Origin of the sequence: Nocardioides zeae, from assembly GCF_030818655.1 — a bacterium.
Lineage (GTDB): Bacteria > Actinomycetota > Actinomycetes > Propionibacteriales > Nocardioidaceae > Nocardioides > Nocardioides zeae_A.
Genome location: NZ_JAUTAN010000001.1, coordinates 1,008,803 through 1,033,327 on the forward strand (window position 1 = coordinate 1,008,803; position 24,525 = coordinate 1,033,327).

Consider the following 24,525-nt stretch of genomic DNA (forward strand, 5'->3'; position numbering starts at 1 on the left):
GACCTGAGTGCAACGCCACGGCAATCTTGCGGAACGAAGCCTCGGGTCATGCGGCCCCGTTGCTAGCCTGAGCGGGTGGAACAGCCTCCCGCCCGCCGCGTCGCCGTCATCATCGAGGACGACCCGGACGTCGCCGACCTCCTCGACCTCGTGCTCACCCAGAGCGGGTACGTCACCCACGTGACCCGCAACGGGGTCGACGGCCTCGCCGCGGTGCGTGAGCACGACCCGGTGCTGACGACGCTCGACGTGTCGATGCCGGGCATGGACGGGTTCGCCGTGGCGCGACGCATCCGCGACTTCAGCTCGACGTACCTCATCATGATCACGGCGCTGAGCGACGAGATCGACGTCGTGATGGGCCTCGAGGCCGGCGCCGACGACTACCTGACGAAGCCGTTCCGCCCCCGCGAGCTGCGCGCCCGCGCCGAGTCGATGCTGCGGCGCCCGCGCGACCGGGGCGAGACCGGTCGTGGCGACGGTCCCGAGAACGACCCGCAGCCGCAGCACGACGCCACGCCGGCGGTGCCCGAGCGCGAGGCCACCGGCTGGGCCGTCGACACGCGGCGCCAGTTCAGCGAGGGCAACCGGGCGACGATCGGGCCCGTGCCGACGGAGCCGGAGCCCCAGCAGGCCCCGCGCCACGTGACGCCGCCCCCGGCCGAGCAGCCCGAGCCGCAGCTCCCCCCGATCCCGCCGCTGCCGCCGGTCCCGCCGACGGCGCCGACGTACGCCGAGCCCCTGCCCGCGGCGTACGAGCAGCCGGCGCAGCAGCAGGTGACCCCGCCGGTGCAGCAGCCTCCCTACCAGCAGCAGGTGCCCCCGCCCGTCCAGCAGCCCGTCGCGGCCGCGCCGGCCATCGGCACGACCCCGGCGTCCGCGATGGCGGCGGGCGCGGCGCAGCAGGTCGTCGCGAGCGACGGCTGGGTCCGCCACAACAACCTGGCGCTCAACCCGACCTCGCGCGTCGTGCTCGTCGACGGGCGGGGCGTGGACCTGACGACGGTGGAGTTCGACCTCCTCGCGTCGCTGGTCAGCACGGGCCGTCGGGTGCGCTCCAAGGCCGACCTGGTGCTCACCATGCGCGGCCAGGACTACGTGACGGCGTACTTCGTCAACGAGGCCGACAAGCGCACCGTGGAGGCCCACCTGGAGGACCTGCGACGCAAGCTCGGCGACGTCGGTGCCGTGCCCCGGCTCATCGAGCCCGTCCGCGGTGTCGGCTACCGCATGGCGGCGACCATCTGATCCCGGTGCCGTCCGGGCACCGCCCCGACGTGACGAGGCCCCTCCGACCGGTGGTCGGAGGGGTCTCGTGCTGTGCCCGCGGGGCGGTCAGTTGGCGTTGACCGGGATCTCCTGCGCGACGGTGGGGTCGTCGGAGGGGAAGATCGCGATCGGCACCTTCTGGGTGATGGTCTGCTCGACGTAGCGGTTGGAGCCGGCGCTCGACTCCATCTGCACGGTCGCCGTGAAGGTCAGGTCGATGCCGATCGTCGCCGGGTCGGTCGGGTTGATCTGCTGGTTGCGCAGCTCGAACGAGCCCTTGGGCGACGTGATGAGCATGCCGTAGGAGTTGCCGAGGGGCTCGGGGTCGAGCGTGATGGTGCGCGCGTCGGCGTCGAGCGTGTACGGCGACTCCGACGGCCCCCCGTCCGACCGGGTCGTCGTCGAGGTCACCTGGATGCGGCCGAGGAAGACCTTGCGCTTCGTGTTGAAGGGCGCGCGCAGCTCCTGGTTGAGGTCGTAGGCCTGGAAGGTGAAGGAGAAGTACTTGTTGCCGAGGGGGTACCACTCGTTCGTGCGGGGCGTCGACTTCGTCGGGTAGAGCGTGTAGACGAAGTCCAGTCCCGCGACGTCGATGTGCGACTGGAACGTGCCGTCGCGCGTGAACTGCGACTGGTAGTACTCCGTCGTCGCGGTGGTGGTCGGGGTGGCGGTGGGCTCCGCCTCGTCGTTGCCGTTCGTGAGGTCCTCGACGACTGAGCACGAGGACAGCACGACGCTGAGCAGCAGCACGGCGGGCAGGACGAGGAGACGGCTGCGGCGACGGGGCCGGCGGGTCGTGGTGGACATGCTCTCTTCCGAGGTGGGGGCGGGCAGGACGGGGACGGCGGGCCTCACGCCTTGAACCCCTTGTAGCGGCGCAGCACCTTCGTCATCATCCAGCCCGTCTGCAGGATGGTGATGACGCCCAGGATGGGCCAGCCGACGGCCAGGATGTCGGACTTGGCGTCGATGGGGATCTGCAGCCAGATGGCGGCGAGCACCGCGAGGATGACGAGCAGCACCGCGAGCGGGGCCAGGTAGCCCTGGCCGGCGCCGCGCTCCGCCTTGGCCTGGGCGGCCCAGTTGTCGGTCTGCGCACGCGAGGCGAACTTCGTCCAGGAGCGGAGGAAGTGCCCGATCCGGATCCACATGTAGACCTCGGCCGGTGCGAGCAGCAGGGCGAACAGGTAGTCACGCCGGTTCCCGTAGTACATGGACCGCGCGACGCGGAAGTTCAGCAGGATCGCCGCCGCCGGCGGGAGGAGCCACCAGGGCGAGAAGACGAAGGCGTTGATGGACAGCGACCCGAGCAGCAGCGTCAGGAACATGAGCCGGGTCGTGATGTTGATGACCATCGAGATGTGCTCGAACCAGCGCAGGCGCAGGTTCGGGTGCAGCGGCTGGCCCGGGGTGTCGCCCCGCTGGCCCGGCCACATCAGGTCGATGGCGCCGAAGTTCCACTTCACCTGCTGCGCGTCGAGGGACCGCAGGGTGGTCATGCCGCCCACGTGCGCGCGGGCCGCGGCGGAGATCTTCGTCAGGTAGCCGGCGCTCTTGATCTGCAGCGACAGCAGGGAGTCCTCGACCTCGGAGTCCTTCACCCAGGGGGTGCGCTGGTGGCTGTCCTCGAGCACGTCGCGCAGGGCGCGGGTCGCGAAGATCGAGAACTGGCCGCCCAGCACCGCCATGTTGCGGCCGCGCAGGAGGTTCTGCATGTTGAACGCCGAGAACTGCGCCCGCTGGCCGGCGATGAGGAACTTGGCCATCGGGCCGTCGAGCGCCGAGTCGTCGATGCTGTAGATCGCCGAGATGCCGCCGATGCGGTCGTCGCTCGCGATCTCGTTGACGAGCTCCTCGACGGCGTCGGGCTCGGGCGTGGTGTCGCCGTCGACGCCGAGGAGGTAGTCGTAGCCCTCCACGAGCGAGTAGCCGTAGTTGAGCGCGCCGACCTTCTTGTCCGGGTTCTTGCCGATGTCGTGGACGAAGATCTCGGTCATCTGCTCGCCGTTGCGGGTCATCCGCACGTGCTCGCCGGCGTAGTAGCCCGCGACCTCGACCGTGTCGTCCGTCGTGTTGTTGACGATGACGTGGATGACGTCCGGCAGGCGCGTCTGCGCGAGCAGCGAGTCGAGCACGCCCGCGATCGTCTCGGCCTCGTTGTAGGCCGGGATCACGCACCCGATCGTCGGACGGTAGGTCGGCAGGTCCTCCACGCCGGCGAGGAACTCGTCCGCGTAGGCAGCCATCGTCGGGTCCGGCACGCGGACGTACTGGTTCGGCGTCACGTTGCCCGTCACGGGGCCACCGGGCACGTCGGGAGGGAGGGTCACGGGAGCATCCTTCCCCGCGACCTGCTCGTTGCGCCGGAGTTGACGCGAACTTCTCCTCAGTTTTCCGTCAAACGCCTGCTCAGCGGCTCCCCTCAGCGGGGGAGCCCCGACGCCCGCCACGCGCCGGCGCCGGCGTGGTGGGGACCCCGGAGGGCGCGACGCGGCGCCGCCCACTCCGGCGTGCGCCGCGCGGCGGGGGCGGGAGCGGCGCTGCCGAGCGCGGCGAACACCGCGACGACGGCCGCGACCTCCTCCGGCGTCGCGTCGCCGTTGACGACGCGCAGCAGGGGCCGCGCGGTCGTCTCCGCCGCCGCGGGGGTCTCCTCGCCGCTCACAGCGGGATGTTCCCGTGCTTCTTGGGCGGCAGCGTCTCCCGCTTGCTGCGGAGGAGGCGCAGGGCCCGCACGACCTCGGCCCGCGTCTCGTGCGGCGCGATGACGGCGTCGATGTAGCCCCGCTCCGCGGCGAGGTACGGGTTGGCCAGGTGCTTGTCGTACTCCTCGACGAGCTCGGCGCGCTTCGCGTCGACGGTGCCGTCGGCGGTCGCGTCCTTGATCTCCTTGCGGTAGAGGATGTTGATCGCGCCCTGCGCGCCCATGACCGCGATCTGCGCCGTCGGCCAGGCGATGTTGATGTCGGCGCCGAGGTGCTTGGAGCCCATGACGTCGTAGGCGCCGCCGTAGGCCTTGCGGGTGATGATCGTGACGAGCGGGACGGTCGCCTCGGCGTACGCGTAGATGAGCTTCGCGCCGCGGCGGATGATGCCGTTGTACTCCTGGTCGGTGCCCGGCAGGAACCCGGGAACGTCGACGAAGGTCAGGACCGGGATGTTGAAGGCGTCGCAGGTGCGGACGAAGCGGGCGGCCTTCTCGGAGGCGTCGATGTCGAGCGTGCCCGCGAACTGCATGGGCTGGTTGGCCACGATGCCGACGCTGCGGCCCTCGACGCGGCCGTAGCCGACGACGATGTTGGGCGCGAACAGCGGCTGGACCTCGAGGAAGTCCTCGTCGTCCACGATGGCCTCGATGACCTCGCGCATGTCGTAGGGCTGGTTCGGGCTGTCCGGGATGATCGTGTCGAGCGTGCGGTCGAGGTCGTTGACCTCGAGGTCCGCGACCTCGTCGAAGACCGGCGGCTCGTCCAGGTTGTTCTGCGGCAGGTAGCTCAGCAGGTTCTTGACGAACTCGAGCGCGTCGTCCTCGTCGGCACCCATGTAGTGCGCGTTGCCCGACTTGGTGTTGTGGGTGCGGGCGCCGCCGAGCTCCTCGATGGTGACGTCCTCGCCGGTGACCGTCTTGATGACGTCGGGGCCGGTGATGAACATGGCCGAGGTCTTGTCGACCATCACGGTGAAGTCGGTGACCGCGGGGGAGTAGACGTGCCCGCCGGCGCAGTTGCCCATGATGAGGCTGATCTGCGGGATGACGCCCGACGCGTGGACGTTGCGGCGGAAGATCTCGCCGTAGAGGCCCAGGGAGACGACGCCCTCCTGGATGCGCGCGCCGGCGCCCTCGTTGATGCCGATGATGGGGCAGCCGGTCTTGATCGCGAGGTCCATGACCTTGGTGATCTTCTCGCCGTAGACCTCGCCCAGGGAGCCGCCGAAGACGGTGAAGTCCTGGCTGAAGACGCAGACCTGACGGCCGTCGATCGTGCCGTAGCCGGTCACGACGCCGTCGCCGTAGGGACGCTTCTTCTCGAGGCCGAACGCCGTCGACCGGTGGCGGGCGAGCTCGTCGAGCTCCACGAAGCTGCCCTCGTCGAAGAGCTGCTCGATGCGCTCGCGCGCGGTCTGGCGACCACGCGCGTGCTGCTTCTCGACCGCCTTGGCCGACCCGGAGTGGACGGCCTCGTCCAGCCGTCGCTCGAGGTCCGCCAGCTTGCCCGCGGTCGTGCTGACGTCGATGTCGGCCGGCACCTCGGTGCCCTCGCCCACCTGTGCGCTCATGGGCCGCAATGTAGCGGGCGATCGGTCGGTCGGTGCAGGGGGTCCCGCGTACCGGACGGTAGGAACTGCGTCCCACTCCCGTGCGGTCAGCGGTAGAGCCACCGCGCGGCGGCGCGGCGCCGGGCGCGGTACTCGGGGCTCGCACCCGCAAGCAGGTGCTCCACCGGCTGCTCCGGCCCGACGGGGTCGTGCTCCTCCGTCACGAGCGGTACGCCGCGGCGCGCCCCCGCCGCCGCGAGCGCCGGTCGGCGCCAGGCGGGGGGACCGGCGGGTGCCGGGCGATCCACGGCCGGCCGGTCCGCGCCGAGCCGGGCGAGGAGGTCCGCGACCTCGCGCGCCCCGTCGGCGGGGGGCAGGTCGGCACAGGCGGCCCGGACCTCCGCGCGCACCCCCGGGTCGAGGAGCCGGTCGAGGCCGGACCGCAGGCCGGCCCCGTCGGTCGCGACCAGCGCCGCACCGAGGTCGGCCACCCCGTGGCTGCGGGCCACCTGGTCGTCGGTCTCGTGCCCGGTGCTCGGCACGAGCAGGGTGGGGAGCCCGACGGAGACGTGCTCGTGCACCGCGTTGTAGCCCGCCGCCCCGACCGCGGCGTCGAACGCCCCGAGGAGCGGCGCGAGGGGGTAGACGTCGCGGAGCACGACCAGCGACCCGTCTGTCCCGTCTGGCCCGTCCGTCACGTCCGCCGCGTGCCGGGCGATCGCCTGCCGGGTCACGGCGACCTGCCAGTCCGGTGCGGCGTCGCGCACGTCCCGCACGACGGTGCGCAGGAGGGTCGAGACGTCGGCGTACGCCCCCGAGCCCGGCGCCAGGAGGAGGGCCGGCCGCGCGGGGTCGAGGCCGAGCCGCTCGCGCGCCTCGGCGCGGGGGAGCGCGGGGAGCACGGAGGTCAGCGAGATCGGGGCGGTGCGCACCACGCCCGGCAGCCCCGCCGTCGGCCCGGTGTCGGCGGCGCCCCCGACGTCGCCCGGTTCCACGACCGCGTCGAAGTGCGCGGCGCGCGCGAGCCACGCCGCGCCGACGCCGGGTCGCCACATGCCGCGTCGTACCCACACAAAGGCGGTGCGGGGGAGGGCCTGCCGGGCGCGCAGGAGGCCCGCGTAGGGGACGACGCCGTCGAACGCCACGACGCGGGCGCCGGTCTCGGCGACGAGGGCGACGAGGCGGTCGGCGAGGTAGGGGTCCCAGTGGGTGCGCCAGGCGACCTTGGCGGCGCCGGCGCCCTGCCACGGGCTGGTGCGGCTGGGGCAGTACTCGAACCGCAGGCGGTCGGCCCCCGGCAACCGGCCGTCGCCCGCGGCGCGCGCGACCGTCGGCAGGGCGGCGGAGAGCGAGAGGAGGGTGACGTCCAGCCGGTCCGCGCCGGCGAGGGCGACCGTCACCTGCCGCGTGAGGTGGCCCATGCCCACGCCGTTGCTGGTGGCGAGCAGGACGGGCACGCGGATCTCGGCCATGGTGGGCGAGTCTAGGGTTCTCGCGCCGGTCGTCGTGCCCGACGCCGCGCCGGCGTCCGGGCAGCACCGCGGGAAGGGGAGAGCCGTGACGGAGCAGGAGGGACGCGCGCCGCTGCGCGTCGAGGAGCTGGCGGACGTCCCGGGCGCGGTCGGCTGGCGGGTCGAGGTCGTGGAGTCCTCCCCGTCGACGAACGCCGAGCTCGCCGCCCGCGCCCGCGACGGCGCGCCGGGCGGGCTCGTGCTGGTCGCCGAGCACCAGACCGCGGGGCGGGGACGCATCGACCGCACGTTCCACACGCCGGCCCGGGCGGCGCTCACGTTCTCGGTGCTGCTGCGCCCGTCCGCGCCGGCCCAGCAGTGGCCGTGGCTCCCGCTCGTGACCGGACTGGCCGCCCGCAGCGCGCTGGCCCGGCTGCACCCCGCGGTCGACGTGTCGCTGAAGTGGCCCAACGACGTGCTCGTCGCGCCGGCCGCGCACCCCGACGAGCCGGGCAAGGTCGCGGGAATCCTCGCGGAGCGGGTCGACACGCCGGCCGGCCCGGCCGCGGTCCTCGGCATCGGCATCAACGCCGCCACCACCCGCGAGGAGCTCCCCGTGCCCACGGCCGCCTCGCTGCGCACCGTGGGCGTCCCCGCGGCCGCGATCGACCGCACGCTCCTCCTGCGTGAGCTGCTCACCGACCTCTCCGCGCTGCTGGTGCGCTGGGAGCGCGGCGACCTGGCGAGCCTGCGGGCCTCGTACGGCGCGGCCTGCGCCACGGTGGGCCGACGCGTCCGCGTCGAGCTGCCCCAGGGCGACGCCCTCGTCGGCGACGCCGTCGACGTCGACGGCAGCGGCTGCCTCGTGGTGGAGGCCGGGGGACGACGCCACACCGTCGGTGCGGGGGACGTCATCCACGTGCGACCGGCCTGAGGGGGTGAGAGGATCACCACCGTGTCGTTCCCCCAGAGGCTCCTCAACCCCGGCGAGCACGTCGTCGTGAGCACGCGCACGCACGTCAAGGAGCTCTTCGGGCCCGCCACCGTGCTGCTGCTCGCGATCGCGCTGGGTGTGGTGGCCACGGTCTCGCTGCCCGAGCAGACCGCCGCGAACGTGCTCGAGATCCTCGTCTGGGTGGCCGTGGTCGCCACGCTCGTCTGGTTCGTGCTCCGTCCGCTGGTCGGGTGGCTGACGACCACCTACACGTTCACCAACCGCCGGTTCATCGCGCGCTCGGGCTTCATCGCGAAGGAGGGCCGCACGATCCCGCTCAACCGCATCAGCGGCGTCGACTTCGAGATCGGCGTCGTCGACCGGATCTTCGGCTGCGGCACGCTCGTGGTCTCGGACGCCAGCGAGCAGGGCCGGGTCGAGCTCACCGACATCCCCCGCGTGGAGAAGGTGCAGCTGCTGGTCTCCGAGGAGCTGCACCGCATCTCCGGCGTCTCCCACGACGATGGCACCTGAATGGCACCTGATCCGCAGGGGGCCCCGGCCCCCGGACCCCAGGACCCGGACGGGACCGAGCGCCCGACCGTCTTCGACCTCGAGCGGGCGATCCTCGGCGAGGTGCCCGTCTTCACCGCCCACGACCTCGACGAGGGCGGCATCCCGATCGCCGACGTCCGCCGCTTGTGGCGGGCCCTCGGCCTCCCGCTCAACGAGGAGTCGGTGACCTTCACGGGGGCCGACGCGACCACGATGGGCGCGCTGCTCGACGCGGTGGACCGGGGAGGCATCCCCATGGACGCGGCCGTCAACCTCACCCGGGCGATCGGCCAGACCATGGCCCGGCTCGCCGACTGGGAGATCTCCGTGCTCGTCCCGCTGGTCGAGGCCATCGACGCCGGACCGGGGGCCTCGAACGGCCGGCTGGGTGCCGCCACCCAGCTCGTCGAGGAGCTGAGCGACGTCTTCGAGCGCGTGATGGTCAACGCCTGGCGCCGCCACCTCGCCGCGGCCGCGAGCCGGATGGAGGGCGTCGACGAGCTCGACGAGGAGGCGGACACCTGGCAGATCACCGTGGGCTTCGCCGACCTCGTGAGCTTCACCGCCCTGTCCAACGAGCTGGACGAGGCGCGGATCGGCGACCTGGTCGAGCTCTTCGAGTCGCGGTGCCACGACGTCGTGCAGGGCCACCACGGGCGCATCATCAAGTCCCTCGGCGACTCCGTGCTCTTCGTCAACGACGATCCGCTCCGGGCCTACGAGACGGCCGAGGGCATCATCAAGGTGATCGGTCGTGACGCCCGGATGCCCGACGTCCACGTCGGGATGGCGACGGGCCACGTGGTGACGCGCATGGGCGACGTCTTCGGACCGCCGGTCAACCTCGCCTCGCGGCTCACCAACATCGCCCGCCGCAACCGGATCATCCTCGACCAGGCGACGGCCGACCTGCTGCCGGCGCGGGAGTTCGAGAGCCGCCGCCTGCCGGCGCGTCCCGTGCGCGGCTTCGGCCTCCTGGAACCGGTCACCGTGCGCCGCACGTGAGAGCGGTCACCGCGAAGGCAAAATTTCGATCGTTCGGCTCACCTCGACGCGCGGGCGTTCCTACCGTGAGCCCGTGTTCGTCGTCCAGGGTGTGCGCCTCGACCCCGACACGCGCCGTGCGTGGTCCGGTGACGTGGAGGTGACCCTGTCGCGCAAGGAGTTCGACCTGCTGCACGCGCTCATCGCGCGCGCGGGCGAGGTGGTCTCGCGCGAGGAGCTCATGCACACCGTGTGGCAGACCACCTTCTGGACGTCGTCGAAGACCATCGACGTCCACCTGGGCTGGCTGCGGCGCAAGCTGGGCGACGACAGCCGCGCGCCCCACCTGATCACGACGGTGCGGGGCAAGGGCCTGCGGTTCGAGCTGGCACCGCCCGTGCGGGCCGAGGAGCGCGTGCCCTCCTAGCGCGCCCTGTTTGGGCCCGGATGGACCGCTGTGGCAGGTTAGGCGCGGCCGTCCGTCGGACGGGCCCGCCCGGGCGAGACCGGGCCGCGTCGCCGAGCTGGAGAGGGAGCCGATGCGCACAGCCGCCGTGGTGCTCAACTACGGAGACCCCAGCGACACCCTGGAGTGCGTGGAGAGCCTCGAGCTCTCCGACGACCTCGACATCGATCTCTACGTGGTGGACAACGGCCCGGCCGACGCCCGGCACGACGCGCTGCGGGACGCCATCGGCGACCGCGGCCAGGTGATCGCCACGGGCGAGAACCTCGGCTACGCGGGCGGCAACAACGTGGGGGTCCGGCGGGCGCTCGAGACCGACGTCGACCTCGTCTGGATCCTCAACCCCGACACGCGGGTCAAGCGGCGCACGCTCCCGACGCTCAAGGAGCACATGGCGGCCTACCCGGACTGCGGTGTCGTCAGCGCCCGCATCCTCTACGGCCCGCCCGGCAACCGCATCTGGTTCGACGGCGCGACGATCGACCGCGCGACCGGCGCGACGTCGCACATGAACAACGGCAAGAGCACGGACGCGGTCGGCGGCCGGAAGATCCTCGACGTCGGCTACGTCACCGGTGCCGCGCCGCTCATCCGGCGCACGACGCTGGAGCGGGTCGGCCTGCTCCCGGAGCACTACTTCCTCTACTTCGAGGAGACGCACTGGTGCGTCACGGTGCAGGAGGCCGGCTGGCGCACGATGGTCAACCGCGACGCCGAGATGGTGCACCTCAAGCGCTCCAGCGGCGTGCTCCCGCAGCCCTACTACGTCTACTACATGACGCGGAACCGCTACGGGTTCGCGCGCGACGCCCTCCGCATCGACCCCGAGGCGGCCATGGCGCACCACCAGACGACGTTCCTCGACCCGTGGCGGGCCAAGGTCGCCGACAAGGCGCCCGCGTGGCTGGACCGCTTCGACGAGCTCGTCGAGATGGGACGCGCGGACGCCGTGGCGGGCCGCTTCGGCCGCAACGACACCGTGACGAGCTTCCCGACCGCGGAGTCGACGCTTGCCGCTGGCTGACGACGGGGCGGGCTCCGCTCCCGGGACGCACGCCGCTGCGCTCGCCGAGGCCAGGGCCGAGGCCGTGCGCCGGCTGCTGCCGGCGACGGCCGACCGCGTGCGCGTGCTCGGCGACCGGGACGTCGCGCACGCCCTCGCGACGCTGCTCCACGCCGCCGACCCCGCCGTGACGGTGGTGGCCGACGCCCCGTCGGAGGAGCCCTCCGACGTCGTCGTGCTGGCCCTCGCGGGACCGGGCGGAGCGGGCGTCGACCTCCCGCGTGCCCTCGGCCGCCTGCGCGCCGGAGCGCTCCCGCCGGACGGTACGCTCCTCGTCTGTGTCGACCCGGTGCGCGGGCCCGACGTGCACGCGGAGCTGCTGGCCGGCACCGCGACGTACGCGGAGACCGTCACCATCGGCGCGGACGGTGTCCACCGCCGCACCCTCCACCAGCTCCGGCGCCTGCTGGAGCGGCACGGGTTCGCGGTGACGGGCCGACGGCGGGTCGCCACGACCGGCGACGGCGCCGACCTCGACCAGCACCACCACGAGCCAGAGACCGACCAGGAGAGGATCCGAGGCGCCATGCCTGAGCTGTCCGACGACGAGAACACCGCCGAGACCGTCGTGTCCGCGACCCCGGCAGCCGCGGGGGGTGCCGGTCGGGACGAGGAGTGGCAGCAGCTCTTCGACTCGCGCGAGCGCCTCCGCGCCCAGGTCGCCCAGCTCGAGCGGGAGCTGGAGACCGTGCGGTCGCTGCTGGTCGCCGAGCGCGCCCACTTCCAGTCCGAGCTGCGCCTCGGCGCCGCCGAGGTCTCGGGCATGCAGAGCGAGATCGAGCGGCACCTCGAGAGCCGCGTCGCGATCCAGAAGCAGCTCGACAAGTGGCAGCGCGAGTACGAGCGGCTCGTCAGCGTCGACGGCAAGCCGCTGGCGGTCAAGGTCGCCTACCGGCGCGCCCGGCGCCGCGCCGCGGACGTCGTGCGCTCCGACCCGCGCCTCGAGCGGGCGGCGCGGCGGGTGCTGGACCGCGTCCGGAGCCGCTGATGTCCGCCCGCACGCTGACGCCCGCCCGGCGAGCGGCCTACGACGCCCTCGTCGCCGGCGAGCACGCCACGGGCAAGCTGCCCACCATCGCGTTCTGCGTCTACACCGACGACCTCGACGAGGGTCGCGGCGACATCTACGTGGCCGCCGGCATGGGCCTCGAGCTGGTGCGGCTCGGCCACGGCGTGCGCCTCGTCCCCAAGTGGGAATGGTCGACGATCGACGACGCCGACGTGGTCGTCGCGATGCTGCCCGACCTGGACCCCTCGGTGCTGCGTGCCGGCGTGCGCCGCGTGGCGTGGGTGCGCAACGAGGTCGAGCGGTGGTGCCGGATGGGCTCCCTGCCCGGCTACCACCAGGTCTTCGCGTCGTCCTCGATGGCCGTGGAGCGCCTCGCGCAGGTGACCGACCGCGTCTGGCCCGAGCCGCTGCCGATCGCTGCCGACGAGCAGCTCTTCGTGCTCCCCGAGCCCGGGACGACCCGCCGGGCCACCGCGGTCACCACCGCGAACTTCTGGGGCTCCCTGCGCGACGTGCACAAGGTGCTCGTCTCCCTCCCCTCGGACGCGGACGTCCTCATGTACGGCGAGGCCCGCCGCGCCCCCGCCCGGCTGCGTCGCTGGCACGGCGGCGTGCGTTCCTACTTCGACCTGCCCGCGGTCTACGGCGAGCACGCCTACGTCATCGACGACGTCAACCGCTCCAACGTCGGTTTCGGCGCGCTCAACTCGCGGCTCTACGAGAGCGCCGCGTCGGGCGCGCTGCCCATCGTCAACACGCGGCTGGGTCTCGAGGAGCAGGGCTTCGGCCACCTGCCGACCTACCGGGACGCCCGCGAGCTGTCGGAGGTGCTCACCGCGCTGCGCGCCGATCCCGCCCGCACGGCACTCCTCGCGGAGCAGACCCGCAACGTGGTCCTCGAGCGCCACACCTGGACGACGCGGGCACGGCAGCTCACGGCGGCACTCGCCGAGGGCGCGGCCCGGTACGACGCGCCCCCGGCGCCGCGGGCCGTGCACTTCTTCCCGGACTACTCCAACAACCCGTACCAGCGGATGCTGTTCTCGGGGCTGGAGGCCGACGGTGGCTACCCGGTGCCCGTGACCGACGCGCTCGGGCACCTCAAGACCCGCCTCGCGGCGCCGGGCGCCCCCGGCATCCTCAACATCCACTGGACCGACCCGATCCTCCAGCCGTCCCGGGGCCCCTTCTCGGCCCGGCTGGTGCTCGACGACTTCGCCGCGACCCTGCGGGAGTTCAAGGCCCGGGGCGGTCACCTGATCTGGACCGTCCACAACGTGCTGCCGCACGAGGGCAAGTTCCAGTGGGGTGAGATCGAGCTGGCCCAGCTGCTCGCCGACGAGGCGGACGCGGTCCACCTCCTGTCGGAGGAGACGATCGAGCAGGCGGCGCCGTTCTACCGGATCGAGCCGTCGAAGGCCGTCGTCATCGAGCACTCCAGCTATGACGGGATCTACCCGACGTGGGTGTCCCGGGAGGGCGCGCGTGCCCGGCTCGGCATCCAGCCGGGGGAGCGGGCGATCATCGCGCTCGGCGGCGTGCGTCCCTACAAGGGGCTCGACCGCCTCGTCTCCGTCTTCGACGAGCTGCACCGGGACGACCCGTCGCTGCGCCTGCTCATCGCCGGCCGGCCGGGCCGCCTGGCGCGTTCCGCGCGGTTCGAGGCGCAGTGCCTCGCCGACCCGCGGATCGTCGCCAAGTTCGAGTTCGTGCCCGACGACCAGCTGCAGGTGTGGATGAAGGCCGCCGACCTCGCCGTCCTGGCCTACCGCAACATCCTCAACTCGGGCTCGTTCCTGCTCTCGCAGACGTTCGGCCTGCCCGTCGTGGCCCCCCGCGCCGGAGCGATCGCGGCCTTCGACGGACGTCCCCAGGTGCGGCTCTTCGAGCCGAAGGACGACGGCTCGCTGGCGACTTCGATCAAGGCGGCCCTCGACGAGATCCTCGCCGACCCGACCGCCACGCAGGAGGCCCGGGCCGCGGCCGCGGCCCTCGCCGCCGAGCGCTCCCCGGAGCGCATGGGCCGGCAGTTCGCCTCGCTCGTCGCTGGTCTCGATGTCTGAGCGCGCACCCCGGCTCGCCGTCATCGGCGGCGGCCAGCTCGCCCGCATGATGGCCGAGCCGGCCGCCGCCCTCGGCGTGCCGCTCCGCCTGCTCGCCGAGGGCCCCGACGTCTCCGCGGCGCAGGTCGTCCCCGACCAGCTCGTGGGCGACCACCGCGACCTCGACGACCTGCGGGCGGTGACCGCCGGGTGCGTGGCCGTCACGTTCGACCACGAGCACGTGCCCACCGAGCACCTGCGGGCCCTCGCGGCCGACGGCGTCGCCGTACGGCCCGGTCCCGACGCGCTCGTCCACGCCCAGGACAAGTCCGTCATGCGACGCCGGCTCGCGGAGCTGGGCGTGCCCTGCCCGCGCAACGCGGTGGTGGCCTCGCCCGCCGAGGTGGCAGAGTTCGGGTTGCCGTGCGTGCTCAAGACCACGCGCGGCGGCTACGACGGCAAGGGCGTCTGGGTGGTCCGCGCGCTGGCGGACGCCGACGCCGCCTTCGCGGCGGCCGACGAGGCGGGCGTCGAGGTGCTCGCCGAGGAGCTCGTCGACTTCGTGCGCGAGCTCTCCGCGCTGGTGGCGCGGTCGCCGAGCGGCCAGGCCGCGGCGTACCCCGTCGTCGAGACCGTCCAGCGCGACGGGATCTGCCACGAGGTGACCGCCCCCGCTCCTGACCTCGCCGAGGGACTGGCCACGCACGCGCAGGAGATCGCGCTGCGGGTGGCCGGCGAGCTCGGCGTCGTCGGCATCCTCGCGGTCGAGCTGTTCGAGACCGCCGACGGGCGCGTGCTGGTCAACGAGCTGGCGATGCGGCCCCACAACACGGGCCACTGGACGCAGGACGGGGCGGTGACGTCGCAGTTCGAGAACCACCTGCGCGCCGTGCTCGACCTGCCCCTGGGCTCGCCCGCGACCCGCGCGCGGTGGAGCGTCATGGTCAACATCCTCGGCTCGGCGAGCGTCGAACCGGCGACCGCGGGCCGGCTCTACGACGGCTACCCCCACGCGTTGGCGCGCGACCCGGGGCTGCGGGTGCACCTGTACGGCAAGGACCTGCGGCCCGGCCGCAAGGTCGGCCACGTCAACGTCTACGGCGACGACCTCGAGGAGTGCCGCGAGCGGGCCCGCCACGCGGCGGCCTGGTTCGCCGGCGACCTCGGCAACGAGAGCGAGTGAGATGAGCGAGTCCACCGGGCGTCCGGCCCCCCGCGTCGGCATCGTGATGGGGTCGGACTCCGACTGGCCCGTCATGGAGGCCGCGGCCACCGCGCTGGCCGAGTTCGACGTGCCCTTCGAGGCCGACGTCGTCTCGGCGCACCGGATGCCCGACGAGATGCTGGCCTACGGCCGCGAGGCGCACGGCCGCGGGCTGGCGGCGATCATCGCCGGCGCCGGCGGGGCCGCCCACCTCCCGGGCATGCTCGCGGCCGTGACGCCGCTGCCGGTGATCGGCGTGCCGGTGCCGCTGCGCTACCTCGACGGCATGGACTCGCTGCTGTCCATCGTGCAGATGCCCGCGGGTGTGCCCGTGGCGACGGTGGCGGTCGGCAACGCCCGCAACGCGGGCCTGTTGGCCGTGCGGATCCTGGCGGCGACCGACCCGGCGCTCGCCGAGCGGATGGTCGCCTTCCAGGCCTCCCTGCGCGACGCCGCCCACGCGAAGGGCGAGGTCGTGCGCTCGGCGTCCGCCGCCGGCGCGCCGCGCGCCGGCTTCTGACGGAGCCGGGTCCCCGACCGGGGCGTCAGCCCCGGCGGTTCCACTCGATCGCGGGGCAGGTGTCCATGACGGCCACCAACCCTGCGGCCCGGGCCCGGTCGATCGCCTCCTGGTCGACGACGCCGAGCTGCAGCCACACGCCCTTCGCGCCCACGGCGATCGCCTCGTCGACGACGGCGCCGGCGAACTCCGAGCGCCGGAACACGTCGACCACGTCGATCGGGAACGGCACGTCGGCGAGGCTCGCGTAGCCCTGCTCGCCGTGCACCGTGGGCGCCTTCGGGTGCACGGGCACGATCCGCTTGCCGCGCTGCTGGAGCAGCTGCGCGATGCGCCACGCCGTGCGGCTCGGGTCGTCGGAGAGTCCCACGACCGCCCACGTCTCGAGCTCGTCGAGCATCAGCGCGACGGCGGCGGGGTCCTGGGGGCCGGGGTCCTTGCCGGGGTCGCTCATCGGGCGTCCCCGAAGACGTCGGGGATGCGCGAGGCGGGGGCCTCGAACGCCGGGTCGCGCTTCTCGAGGAAGGCGGCCACGCCTTCCTTGCCGTCCGCGACGGAGGCGTAGAACATCGCCAGCGAGTCGGCCCGGTGGGCGTCCACCGGGTGCGGGGCCCCGGCGCCGCGGTAGAGCAGCTGCCGGGCGAGCGCCACGCCGTACGGGGAGCGGTGGCGGGTGAAGCGCCGCGCCAGCTCGTACGCCGCGGGGAGCAGGTCCTCCGGCTCGTGCACCGACCGCACGAGACCGCCCTCGAGGAGCTCGGCGGGCTCGAGGATGTCGGCGGTGTAGACCCACTCCAGCGCGCGGGGCAGGCCGACGAGGCGGGGGAGGAACCACGACGAGCAGGCCTCGGGCACGATGCCGATGCGGCCGAAGACGAAGCCGACCCGGGCCTTCGTGGAGACCAGCCGCACGTCCATCGGCAGCGTCATCGTGGCGCCGATGCCCACGGCCGCGCCGTTGATGGCCGCGATCACCGGCTTGCGGCAGTCGAAGATCGCGAGCGAGACCCGGCCGCCGGTGTCGCGGACGCCGTCCTTGATCTCGGGGGCGTCGAAGCGGTCGACGAGGTCCTGCGGCGTCGGCGCGAGGGACTCGTCGAGGCCGAAGACGTTGCCCTCGCGGGTCAGGTCCATGCCGGCGCAGAAGGCGCGGCCCGCGCCCGTCACGACGACGGCACGCACCTCGTCGTGGTCGTTGACGCGGCGGAACGCGTCCTCCAGCTCGTCCGCCATCGTCACGGTGAACGAGTTCAGCGCGTCGGGTCGGTCGAGCGTCAGCGTGAGGATGCCGTCCTCGTCGACGGACCAGGCGAGGGTCTCGTAGCGGGGGGCGTCGGGGGTGGTCACGGGATCAGGGCTCCAGTCCGGTCGCGGTGCAGAGGTCGTCGGTGATGCTGTCGGTCTCGTCGGAGGCGATGGCCTCGAAGAGGGCGGTGGAGCGGGTCTCGTCCCACGACTCGGCGGACGAGTCGGCGAGCGGCACCGTGCAGTTGCGCGCGCCGCCCCCGATGGCCCGCAGCGCGAGCCCCATGCGGGCCGCCTCGACGACGTTCGTCTGCTCGTCGACGGCGATGAAGGAGGTCGCGGCCTTGTTGAGCGCCACGTAGCGCCACGGCAGCAGCACGTTGAGCGGGTCCGCGGCCGTGCTGCCGACCGCCGATACGACCTCGCGCTGGTTCTGCACGCGGTCGAGGTCGGATCGCACCAGGGGGCACTCCGGCGGACCGTTCTTGGAGCAGCGGGCGCGGGAGTAGTTGAGGGCCGTGGTGCCGTCGACCTCCTGGCAGCCCGCCGGGATGTCGAGGTGCGCCCCGTCGTCCTTGATCGCGTCCTCCGGGCAGATCTCGATGCCACCGATGGCGTCGACGACCTGCGCGACGCCGCCCATGCCGATCTCGGCGTAGTGGTCGATGCGGATGCCGGTGTTCTGCTCGATCGTCTGCACGAGGTACTGCGCGCCCGCGTCACCCCCGCCGCCCTCGGCGAAGACCGCGTTGATCTTGCTGGAGCCGCCGTCGGGGAGGTCGACGACGGTGTCGCGGGGGAACGACACGACGACCGGCTGGCCGCCGCCGGTGTGGATCATGATGATCGTGTCGGTGCGGTCGCCCCCGACGTCGCCCGTGCCGAGCGTGCGGCGCTCCTCCTCGCTGAGGCCGGCGCGCGAGTCGCTGCCGACGACGAGGTAGGTGGTGCCGGGCTGGTCACCCGGGCGGTCGCCCGTCGGCATCGCGTCGATCCGCTCCACGTTGTTCCACGCCCAGATCGGCACGGCGACGAGGAAGACCAGCCACAGCACGAGCAGCAGCAGGAGCACCCGCAGGACGGGGAACCGACGCCGCCGGCGGGGAGCACCGGCCGCCGGTCGCCCGGGGGCGCGACCCGGCGGAGGCCCCGGGGGCGGGACGGGCGGGCCCTGCGGCGTACGGGGCGGGGGTGCGGCGCGGCGGCGACCCTGCGGGGGCTGCTGGGGCGGGGGAGCGGGGTAGAGCCCCGCGTCGTCGCCTCCCGTGGCCATGAGCCGGGTGGCCTCGTCCTCGTGCCCGGAAGCCCGGCGCCGCGGCTCCGTCGGCTGCGGACCGCGGTTGCCGCCGGAGCCGTAGAGCCACTCGTACTCGGGCGTGCCCTCGCGAGGGCGGCCGCCGGACTGACCGTCTGCCATGAGGGGGACGCTACCGCGCCGTCGTCCGGCGTGGCGTCACCGCTGGGACCGGTGTGGCTGGTGGGATGCAGCACGCAGCCAACGTCTCTTCCCCGGCGAGAAAGGTCTGCCATGTCCCCCACGGACCCCTCGGCACCGTCGCGTTCGCACCCCGCGCGCGCAGCGGCGACCCCGGCCGACGACGCGCGGTCCCGCGGTGCGCGCGCTCCCCGCGCCGTACGGGCCGGCAGGACCACGCGCGAGCGCGCCCAGGGCGTGCACCTCCGACGGGCGCTGACGCTGCTGCTGATGACGCTCGTCCTGCCGGGATCGGCCCAGCTGGTCGCCGGCAACAAGAGCGTCGGGCGCGTGGCCCTGCGGATCTGGCTCGGCCTGCTGGCCCTCGTGGTCCTCGTCGCGCTCGTGGCGTCCGTCTGGAACGGCCTGCTGCTCAAGCTCGGCGCCAACATGGCCCTCCTCGGCGTCATCCGGTTGGCGCTCGTCGTGCTGGCCGTCGCCTGGGCTGCGCTGTTCGTGGACGCGTGGCGGATCGCGGCCCCGGGTGCCCTGCAGCGTCGGCAGCGGGTCGCCCTGGTCACGCTCAACGGCGTCCTCTGCTTCTCCGTGGTGGGCGGCCTCCTCTTCTCCGCCCACGCGATCGAGGTCGGCCGTGGCTTCGTCACCAGCGTCTTCACCGGCGAGGAGGTCACGGAGCCGACCGCCGGCCGCTACAACGTGCTCCTCATCGGCGCGGACGCGGGCGAGGGCCGCATCGGGCTGCGCGCGGACTCCATGACCGTGGCGAGCATCGACCAGGAGTCGGGCCGCACCGTGCTCATCTCGCTGCCGCGCAACATGCAGCGCTTCCCGTTCCGCGAGGGCTCCGTCATGGACGAGCAGTTCCCCGACGGGTTCGACTGCGAGGGGTGCTACCTCAACGGTGTCACCACGTGGGCGACCGACCACCCCGACCTCTTCGGCCTCCCGGCGGACGCCAGCCACGACCAGCTCTTCGACGCCGGCATGGACGCGACCATCTCCGCGATCGAGGGCGTCACCGACCTCGACGTGAACTACTGGGCCATGGTGGACATGCGGGGCTTCGAGGACCTGGTCGACGCCGTCGGCGGCGTCGAGCTGAACGTCCGCGGGCGCATCCCGATCGGCGGGGTCGGCGCCCCCATCTCGGGCTACATCGAGCCCGGCGTGCAGCAGCTCGACGGCTACCGGGCCCTGTGGTTCGCACGGTCCCGCGCGGACTCCGACGACTATTCGCGGATGGCGCGGCAGAAGTGCGTCATGAGCGCCATGCTCCAGCAGATGGACCCCACGACGGTGCTCACCAGCTTCGGCCAGATCGCCGACGCCGGCGCGAACATGCTGGAGACGAGCATCCCGCCCGGCGAGGTCGACCGGTTCGTCGACCTGGCGCTCAAGGCGCGCAACGAGCCCATCTCGACCGTGTCGATCGTGCCGCCCGCCGTGAACACGGCCGACCCGGACATGGACGTCGTGCACCAGATGATCGCCGCCGGGATCGCCGGCGACACGGGCGAGGCCGACGAGGCCCCGGCGACCGAGGCACCCTCGACGGAGGCTGCGGCGGGGTCGGGCTCCGGCGCGAGTGGCTCGGGCGGCGGCGAGGCCGCTGCTCCCGACACCGTGACCGGCGGCTCGATCGGCTCCCGCGACGAGGGCTACTCCGCCAACGAGACCAGCGACCTCGGCTCGGCCTGCTGATCCGACGAGCTCGACCGGTCGACCGGCCCCCCGACCCCCGAGGGGCGTAGTCCCTGACGTTCTGCACGCGACACGCCGTCCTCCGGGCACGGCACGCTGCGGAACGTCAGGGACTACGCCCGTACGGCGCGGGATCGCCCGTACGGCGCGGGATCGGCCGTGCCGGGGGGCGCCTGGGCCTGTCGCGGAAGTGTGCGGCTGGTGCGGTCCCGAGCGTGACGGTCCTGCCCCAGCCGCACTGTTCCTGCCCCGGCGGCCGCGGCCCCGCCAGGACCTGCGCCCAGCAGCCACCTCGACGGGTGGCGCGTGACACGTTCGCCTCGGATCGCGGCGAGGCCTGCCGACGGGGGAGAGGTACGGAAAACCGGGCCCCGTCGGCGTGTCATGCTCCGAAACGGCTCGGTTTGACGAATCATCTCGGAAGTGCACGGCGTGGCGGCTTGATAATCACACCGTTGTAGTTCTCGCGTTCGGCTTGCCTGTTACTCATGTGACGTGTGTGATGTCCGACGTCTCGTGTGAACAACTTCCCCCGTCGCGCGCAGGAGCCCTCTCGATGTCAGCCAGCAAGTCTCGATACGTCAGCGTCTGCCAACAGGCGCTGACGCTCCTCGCGGTGGCCGCCGTGCTCGCTCCCGCGGCCAACGTCGTCTCCCTCGACATCTCGCACTCGCCCGAGGTCGCGCCGACGGTGCCCATCGCTGCCGGACCCGGCGACGAGGCCCCCGTCGAGTCGGCCCCGGTCGAGTCGACCGTCGAGGAGGTGGCGCTGACGGCGACCGAGGACGCCGTGCCCGCCGAGCCGACGGCTCCCGAGGCGCAGCGGGCCCCGGCGCCGGAGGACGCGACCGACGGCGTGACCGAGGAGCCGAGCGAGGAGCCGACGGAGGAGCCGACCGAGGAGCCGACCGAAGAGCCGAGCGCGGAGCCGACCGAGGAGCCGACGGAGACGCCGACCGAGGAGCCGACGGGGACGCCGAGCGAGGAGCCCGCCGCGCCGGCCACCACCGACGCCGACGGCCTGGCCCTCCCGGGCGTCACGACCGAGCTGCTCAGCGACCCCCAGCCCGTCACCGGCTTCGGCGCCGTGGGCGTGACGTGGGACCCCGCGACCCCCGTCGCGGGCGACGCGATCACGTTCCTGGTGCGCACGGCCACCGACGGCGTGTGGAGCGACTGGGAGACGATGCCCTACGAGGCCGAGCAGGAGGAGGCCACGACCGCCGCGGAGAACGCGGACGCCGGCAGCGGCGAGGAGGCCGACGCGCGGCCCGGGACGGAGCTCGTCTTCGTGGGCGAGGTCGACGAGGCCCAGGTGCAGGTGACGGCCCCGGAGGGGCTGCCGGCCGACCTCACGGTCGCCGTGATCGACCCCGGCACGTCGCAGGTCGTCGAGGAGGCGCCGGAGTACGCCGCGCCCGCCGCCGACCCGGCTGCTACCGCCGACCCGGCCGCCACCACCGACCCGGCCGACGCGACCACCGGCGACAGTGCCGACACGAGCGCGCCCGCCGACGACGCCATCGCGTTGCAGGCCGCCGCGAGCGGCGTGTCGCAGCCGTCGATCTACTCCCGCGCCCAGTGGGGGGCCGACGAGGGCATGCGTGACGGGTCGCCCCGCTACGCCGCCGTCAAGGGCGCCGTCATCCACCACACGGTGAACGCGAACAACTACACGGCCGACCAGGTGCCGGGGATCATCCGGGGCATCTACGCCTACCACGTGAAGTCCCAGGGCTGGTCCGACATCGGCTACAACTTCCTCGTCGACAAGTTCGGCCGCCTGTGGGAGGGCCGCTACGGCGGGATCACGAAGGCCGTCCGCGGGGCGCACATCTCGGCCTACAACGACTACACCTTCGGCATCAGCGCGATCGGCAACTACGAGACCGCCCAGCCGACGCAGGCGATGCTGAACTCGATCGCGCACCTGATCGCGTGGAAGCTGAAGATCCACGGCATCGACGCGACCTCGACGCAGAGCTTCGGCGGCGACCGCTACCCGGCGATCATCGGCCACCGCGACGGCGGCCAGACGGCGTGCCCCGGCAAGTACCTCTACGCCAAGCTCGGCTGGATCCGCACGGAGGCCAAGAGCATCCAGAGCTCGGGCGGCTCCACCAGCCCGACGCCGGCGCCCACCCCGGGCAGCAACGCGTCCCGCCCGGCGATCGCCAAGGCCAACCTCATCGGTAACGACCGCCCCGACCTGGTGTTCCGCCAGTCCGACGGCCGGGTCTGGATCCTGCCCACGGGCGGCCTCAACGCCTACGGCAGCCGCATCGCGGTCGGCACCTTCCCCGGTGCGCAGGGCGTGACGATCTCCCCGGACCTCACCGGCGACGGTCGGCAGGACCTCGTGGTGGTGGACAGCCGCGGCCACGCCCTGCTCTACCCGGGCACGGCGCAGGCGGGGAAGTTCGGCTCGCCGCGCAGCATCAGCGCCAGCATGTTCAAGGACACCGAGAACCTCATCGGGGTCGGCGACCTCGACGGCGACGGCAAGAACGACCTCATCGCCCGGAAGTCCGCGACCGGCCAGACGCTCCTCTACCGGGGTGACGGCAAGGGAAAGTTCTCCGCCGTCTCCATCGCCCGCGACTGGAGGGCCTACGCGCTCTTCACGGTCATCGGCGACGTCACCGGCGACGGCGTGCGCGACCTCATCGCGAAGGACACCTCGGGCAAGATGTGGGTGCTCCCCACCGGGGTGCGCCGCAACGGCACCGAGCGCCAGTTCGTGGTCGGCACCCGCAAGTCGATCCCCGGTGACTTCTCCGCGGTCGCCGCCATGGGCGGCTGGGGTGACGTCAACGCCGACGGCAAGCCCGACCTGCTGCTCCGCCTGACCAGCGGCTCGCTCTACCTGATGCCCTACAACGGCGGCAACGCCCGGTTCGGGCCCACCCGCGGTCCACTCTCCGGTGGGGGCAAGTTCCGCGAGATCACCAGCGCGGGCAACCTCAAGGGGAGCAGCGCGAGCGACCTCCTGGGCCGGATCGGCGACACCGTCTACATCGTCCCCCACGCCGGCACGGTCGACCACTACGCCGCGAAGGCCACCAACATCGTCGTGCCCAGCGGCACCGCGGTCTTCAACGTCGGCGACTGGAACAAGGACGGCAAGGGCGACATCGTCACCCGGGCCTCCGACGGCGCCCTCACGCTGTGGCGGGGCGACGGCCAGGGCCAGTTCGCCGCGGGCGTCGCGCTCGGGTCCGGCTTCGGCTCGGTGACCAAGCTCCGCTTCGTCGGCGACGTCACCGGTGACGGCCTGCCGGACTTCTACGGGCGGAACGCGGCCGGGAAGCCGACCATCTTCCCGGGCAACGGGGCGACGGGCTTCAAGACGTCGCTGACGGCCAGCAAGGCGATGGACGAGTTCTGGTACTTCCGCGGGACCGACCTGAGCGCCTACGACCTGGTGACCGCCACGGCGTCGCTGACCGGCAAGACAACGACCGACATCGTGCTGCGGCACAAGGCGACGGGCATCCTGCGGCTGCTGCAGTACGACGCCTCCGGACGCGTCATCACCAACCGCACCATCGCCGAGCCGTCGAAGGGCATCACGTCGCTGGGCTGATCCGCTCGTCACGCTCGATGACCGCGCGCCGCTCGTCCCACCACGGGGCGGGCGGCGCGTCGTCGTCCGCGAGCACGACGGACCCGCCGGCCGCCAGGACCGCGACGGTACGCCGCAACGCGGCCCGCTCCGCCAGCCCGGCGAGCAGCACCCGGCCACCGGGCGCGGCGGCGGGAGCGGGCGCGTCGCCGAGGAGCTCGGCCTGGCTCACGTCCGGCAGGGCGGCGTCGTCGGCGGTCGGGGGGTCGAGCGCGACGTACCCGTCCGGCTGCCCCCACACCTCGACGCCGAGGTCGTGGACGCCCCCGGGCACGCCGTCCGCGAACGGTCGGGCAAGGGGCGTCAGGGCGGCGGCGACGACGACCCGGTCGTCGGCCTCGGGCGCCCAGCGGTCCAGGGTGGCGGGGCCGCACAGCACCGCGTCGGGTGCCGCGGCCGCCGGGTCGCCCGGCTGGACGACCACGAGGCCGGCGGACCAGGCCGCCCCCCAGGCCACCGGCGTCAGCCAGTGCGTCGGCAGGTCCACGAGCAGGGTGTCGCCCCGCTCGAGGTCGAGCGCGTCCGTGAGCAGGCCGGCGGTCTTGGCGACCCAGTTGGCGTAGGTCACGACGGAGAGCTCGACGCGCTCGGTGACGGCACCGGAGGCGTCGTGGGCGTACCACGTCACGAGGGGGCGACCGGCGTCGGCGGCGACGAGGCCGGCCAGCAGGTCGGGGAAGACGGCGGGGCGGCGCGGGGAGGCGGTCACCCCGTCATCCTCGCAGCCGGTCCGGAACGCCGAGAGCCCCGGCCGTGGGGCCGGGG

General features: G+C 73.2%; 21 protein-coding genes. 12 read left to right on the plus strand and 9 right to left on the minus strand.

The features are described from left to right. The first annotated feature begins 75 nt into the window (after positions 1-75). A complete protein-coding gene (locus QE405_RS04780) occupies positions 76-1,248 on the plus strand; it encodes a winged helix-turn-helix transcriptional regulator (protein ID WP_307199068.1) in 1,173 nt (390 codons plus the stop codon). Positions 1,249-1,335: 87 nt separating this feature from the next. Here the strand turns inward: QE405_RS04780 and QE405_RS04785 are convergent, their stop codons facing one another. The 5 genes from QE405_RS04785 to QE405_RS04805 all read right to left on the minus strand — a co-directional run bounded on the left by QE405_RS04785 (position 1,336) and on the right by QE405_RS04805 (position 6,998). Then, on the minus strand, positions 1,336-2,076 hold the full coding sequence (locus tag QE405_RS04785; protein WP_307199069.1) for a hypothetical protein: 741 nt from the start codon (positions 2,074-2,076) through the stop codon (positions 1,336-1,338). 44 nt (positions 2,077-2,120) lie between these two features. Further along, positions 2,121-3,599 carry a glycosyltransferase family 2 protein gene (locus QE405_RS04790; RefSeq protein ID WP_307199070.1) on the minus strand — a complete coding sequence of 493 codons (1,479 nt, stop codon included), beginning with the start codon at positions 3,597-3,599 and terminating at the stop codon, positions 2,121-2,123. Between the two features lie 92 nt (positions 3,600-3,691). Then, positions 3,692-3,934, minus strand: coding sequence for an acyl-CoA carboxylase epsilon subunit (locus QE405_RS04795; protein ID WP_307199071.1), 243 nt, complete (start codon positions 3,932-3,934; stop codon positions 3,692-3,694). Beyond that, positions 3,931-5,547 carry an acyl-CoA carboxylase subunit beta gene (locus QE405_RS04800; RefSeq protein ID WP_307199072.1) on the minus strand — a complete coding sequence of 539 codons (1,617 nt, stop codon included), beginning with the start codon at positions 5,545-5,547 and terminating at the stop codon, positions 3,931-3,933. The genes QE405_RS04795 and QE405_RS04800 overlap by 4 nt, the downstream gene beginning before the upstream one ends. A gap of 86 nt (positions 5,548-5,633) precedes the next feature. Beyond that, entirely contained in the window at positions 5,634-6,998 is a 1,365-nt protein-coding gene (locus QE405_RS04805) for a hypothetical protein (protein WP_307199073.1), read from the minus strand. 85 nt (positions 6,999-7,083) lie between these two features. Here QE405_RS04805 and QE405_RS04810 point away from each other — a divergent pair, with 85 nt between their 5' ends. The 9 genes from QE405_RS04810 to purE all read left to right on the plus strand — a co-directional run bounded on the left by QE405_RS04810 (position 7,084) and on the right by purE (position 15,754). Beyond that, entirely contained in the window at positions 7,084-7,911 is an 828-nt protein-coding gene (locus tag QE405_RS04810) for a biotin--[acetyl-CoA-carboxylase] ligase (RefSeq protein ID WP_307199074.1), read from the plus strand. 21 nt (positions 7,912-7,932) lie between these two features. Then, a complete protein-coding gene (locus QE405_RS04815) occupies positions 7,933-8,445 on the plus strand; it encodes a PH domain-containing protein (protein WP_307199075.1) in 513 nt (170 codons plus the stop codon). Further along, complete coding sequence (locus tag QE405_RS04820) at positions 8,446-9,471, plus strand: adenylate/guanylate cyclase domain-containing protein (protein WP_307199076.1); 1,026 nt, start codon at positions 8,446-8,448, stop codon at positions 9,469-9,471. Positions 9,472-9,544: 73 nt separating this feature from the next. Then, positions 9,545-9,877, plus strand: coding sequence for a winged helix-turn-helix domain-containing protein (locus tag QE405_RS04825; protein ID WP_307199077.1), 333 nt, complete (start codon positions 9,545-9,547; stop codon positions 9,875-9,877). Between the two features lie 112 nt (positions 9,878-9,989). Continuing rightward, a complete protein-coding gene (locus QE405_RS04830; RefSeq protein ID WP_307199078.1) occupies positions 9,990-10,940 on the plus strand; it encodes a glycosyltransferase family 2 protein in 951 nt (316 codons plus the stop codon). Beyond that, positions 10,927-11,967 carry a hypothetical protein gene (locus QE405_RS04835; RefSeq protein ID WP_307199079.1) on the plus strand — a complete coding sequence of 347 codons (1,041 nt, stop codon included), beginning with the start codon at positions 10,927-10,929 and terminating at the stop codon, positions 11,965-11,967. Before QE405_RS04830 ends, QE405_RS04835 begins: the two co-directional genes overlap by 14 nt. Continuing rightward, complete coding sequence (locus QE405_RS04840) at positions 11,967-14,051, plus strand: glycosyltransferase family protein (RefSeq protein ID WP_307199080.1); 2,085 nt, start codon at positions 11,967-11,969, stop codon at positions 14,049-14,051. Before QE405_RS04835 ends, QE405_RS04840 begins: the two co-directional genes overlap by 1 nt. Beyond that, complete coding sequence (locus QE405_RS04845) at positions 14,044-15,213, plus strand: 5-(carboxyamino)imidazole ribonucleotide synthase (protein ID WP_307199081.1); 1,170 nt, start codon at positions 14,044-14,046, stop codon at positions 15,211-15,213. Before QE405_RS04840 ends, QE405_RS04845 begins: the two co-directional genes overlap by 8 nt. A 1-nt stretch (position 15,214) precedes the next feature. After that, on the plus strand, positions 15,215-15,754 hold the full coding sequence (purE, locus tag QE405_RS04850) for a 5-(carboxyamino)imidazole ribonucleotide mutase (RefSeq protein WP_307199082.1): 540 nt from the start codon (positions 15,215-15,217) through the stop codon (positions 15,752-15,754). A 25-nt stretch (positions 15,755-15,779) separates the two neighbouring features. On the opposite strand, the gene QE405_RS04855 is transcribed toward purE, so the two are convergent. The 3 genes from QE405_RS04855 to QE405_RS04865 are packed head-to-tail and all read right to left on the minus strand — an operon-like array spanning position 15,780 to position 18,416. Continuing rightward, the gene (locus tag QE405_RS04855; protein WP_307199083.1) at positions 15,780-16,208 is read right to left on the minus strand and encodes a CoA-binding protein; all 429 of its coding nucleotides are present in this window, start codon (positions 16,206-16,208) and stop codon (positions 15,780-15,782) included. Beyond that, positions 16,205-17,101: a crotonase/enoyl-CoA hydratase family protein gene (locus tag QE405_RS04860; protein ID WP_307199084.1), complete on the minus strand. Its 897-nt coding sequence runs from the start codon at positions 17,099-17,101 to the stop codon at positions 16,205-16,207. Before QE405_RS04860 ends, QE405_RS04855 begins: the two co-directional genes overlap by 4 nt. Before the next feature lie 4 nt (positions 17,102-17,105). Next, positions 17,106-18,416: an LCP family protein gene (locus QE405_RS04865; RefSeq protein WP_307199085.1), complete on the minus strand. Its 1,311-nt coding sequence runs from the start codon at positions 18,414-18,416 to the stop codon at positions 17,106-17,108. Between the two features lie 111 nt (positions 18,417-18,527). On the opposite strand from QE405_RS04865, the gene QE405_RS04870 reads away from it, so the two are divergent. Together QE405_RS04870 and QE405_RS04875 are read left to right on the plus strand one after the other, a co-directional pair. Continuing rightward, the gene (locus QE405_RS04870; protein ID WP_307199086.1) at positions 18,528-20,135 is read left to right on the plus strand and encodes an LCP family protein; all 1,608 of its coding nucleotides are present in this window, start codon (positions 18,528-18,530) and stop codon (positions 20,133-20,135) included. Positions 20,136-20,691: 556 nt separating this feature from the next. After that, entirely contained in the window at positions 20,692-23,721 is a 3,030-nt protein-coding gene (locus QE405_RS04875) for an FG-GAP-like repeat-containing protein (RefSeq protein WP_307199087.1), read from the plus strand. Here QE405_RS04875 and QE405_RS04880 read toward each other — a convergent pair. Further along, entirely contained in the window at positions 23,705-24,469 is a 765-nt protein-coding gene (locus tag QE405_RS04880; RefSeq protein ID WP_307199088.1) for a TIGR03089 family protein, read from the minus strand. The two genes, QE405_RS04875 and QE405_RS04880, sit on opposite strands and share 17 nt — an antisense overlap. Positions 24,470-24,525 lie beyond the last annotated feature (56 nt).

What these genes read in the sequence shown, in the direction of transcription:
- QE405_RS04785 (WP_307199069.1), bottom strand. Translation starts at nt 2,076, where the DNA reads ATGTCCACCACGACCCGCCGGCCCCGTCGCCGCAGCCGTCTCCTCGTC.
- QE405_RS04800 (WP_307199072.1), bottom strand. Translation starts at nt 5,547, where the DNA reads ATGAGCGCACAGGTGGGCGAGGGCACCGAGGTGCCGGCCGACATCGAC.
- QE405_RS04805 (WP_307199073.1), bottom strand. Translation starts at nt 6,998, where the DNA reads ATGGCCGAGATCCGCGTGCCCGTCCTGCTCGCCACCAGCAACGGCGTG.
- QE405_RS04820 (WP_307199076.1), top strand. Translation starts at nt 8,446, where the DNA reads ATGGCACCTGATCCGCAGGGGGCCCCGGCCCCCGGACCCCAGGACCCG.
- QE405_RS04830 (WP_307199078.1), top strand. Translation starts at nt 9,990, where the DNA reads ATGCGCACAGCCGCCGTGGTGCTCAACTACGGAGACCCCAGCGACACC.
- QE405_RS04840 (WP_307199080.1), top strand. Translation starts at nt 11,967, where the DNA reads ATGTCCGCCCGCACGCTGACGCCCGCCCGGCGAGCGGCCTACGACGCC.
- QE405_RS04845 (WP_307199081.1), top strand. Translation starts at nt 14,044, where the DNA reads ATGTCTGAGCGCGCACCCCGGCTCGCCGTCATCGGCGGCGGCCAGCTC.
- purE (WP_307199082.1), top strand. Translation starts at nt 15,215, where the DNA reads ATGAGCGAGTCCACCGGGCGTCCGGCCCCCCGCGTCGGCATCGTGATG.
- QE405_RS04855 (WP_307199083.1), bottom strand. Translation starts at nt 16,208, where the DNA reads ATGAGCGACCCCGGCAAGGACCCCGGCCCCCAGGACCCCGCCGCCGTC.
- QE405_RS04865 (WP_307199085.1), bottom strand. Translation starts at nt 18,416, where the DNA reads ATGGCAGACGGTCAGTCCGGCGGCCGCCCTCGCGAGGGCACGCCCGAG.
- QE405_RS04870 (WP_307199086.1), top strand. Translation starts at nt 18,528, where the DNA reads ATGTCCCCCACGGACCCCTCGGCACCGTCGCGTTCGCACCCCGCGCGC.
- QE405_RS04875 (WP_307199087.1), top strand. Translation starts at nt 20,692, where the DNA reads ATGTCAGCCAGCAAGTCTCGATACGTCAGCGTCTGCCAACAGGCGCTG.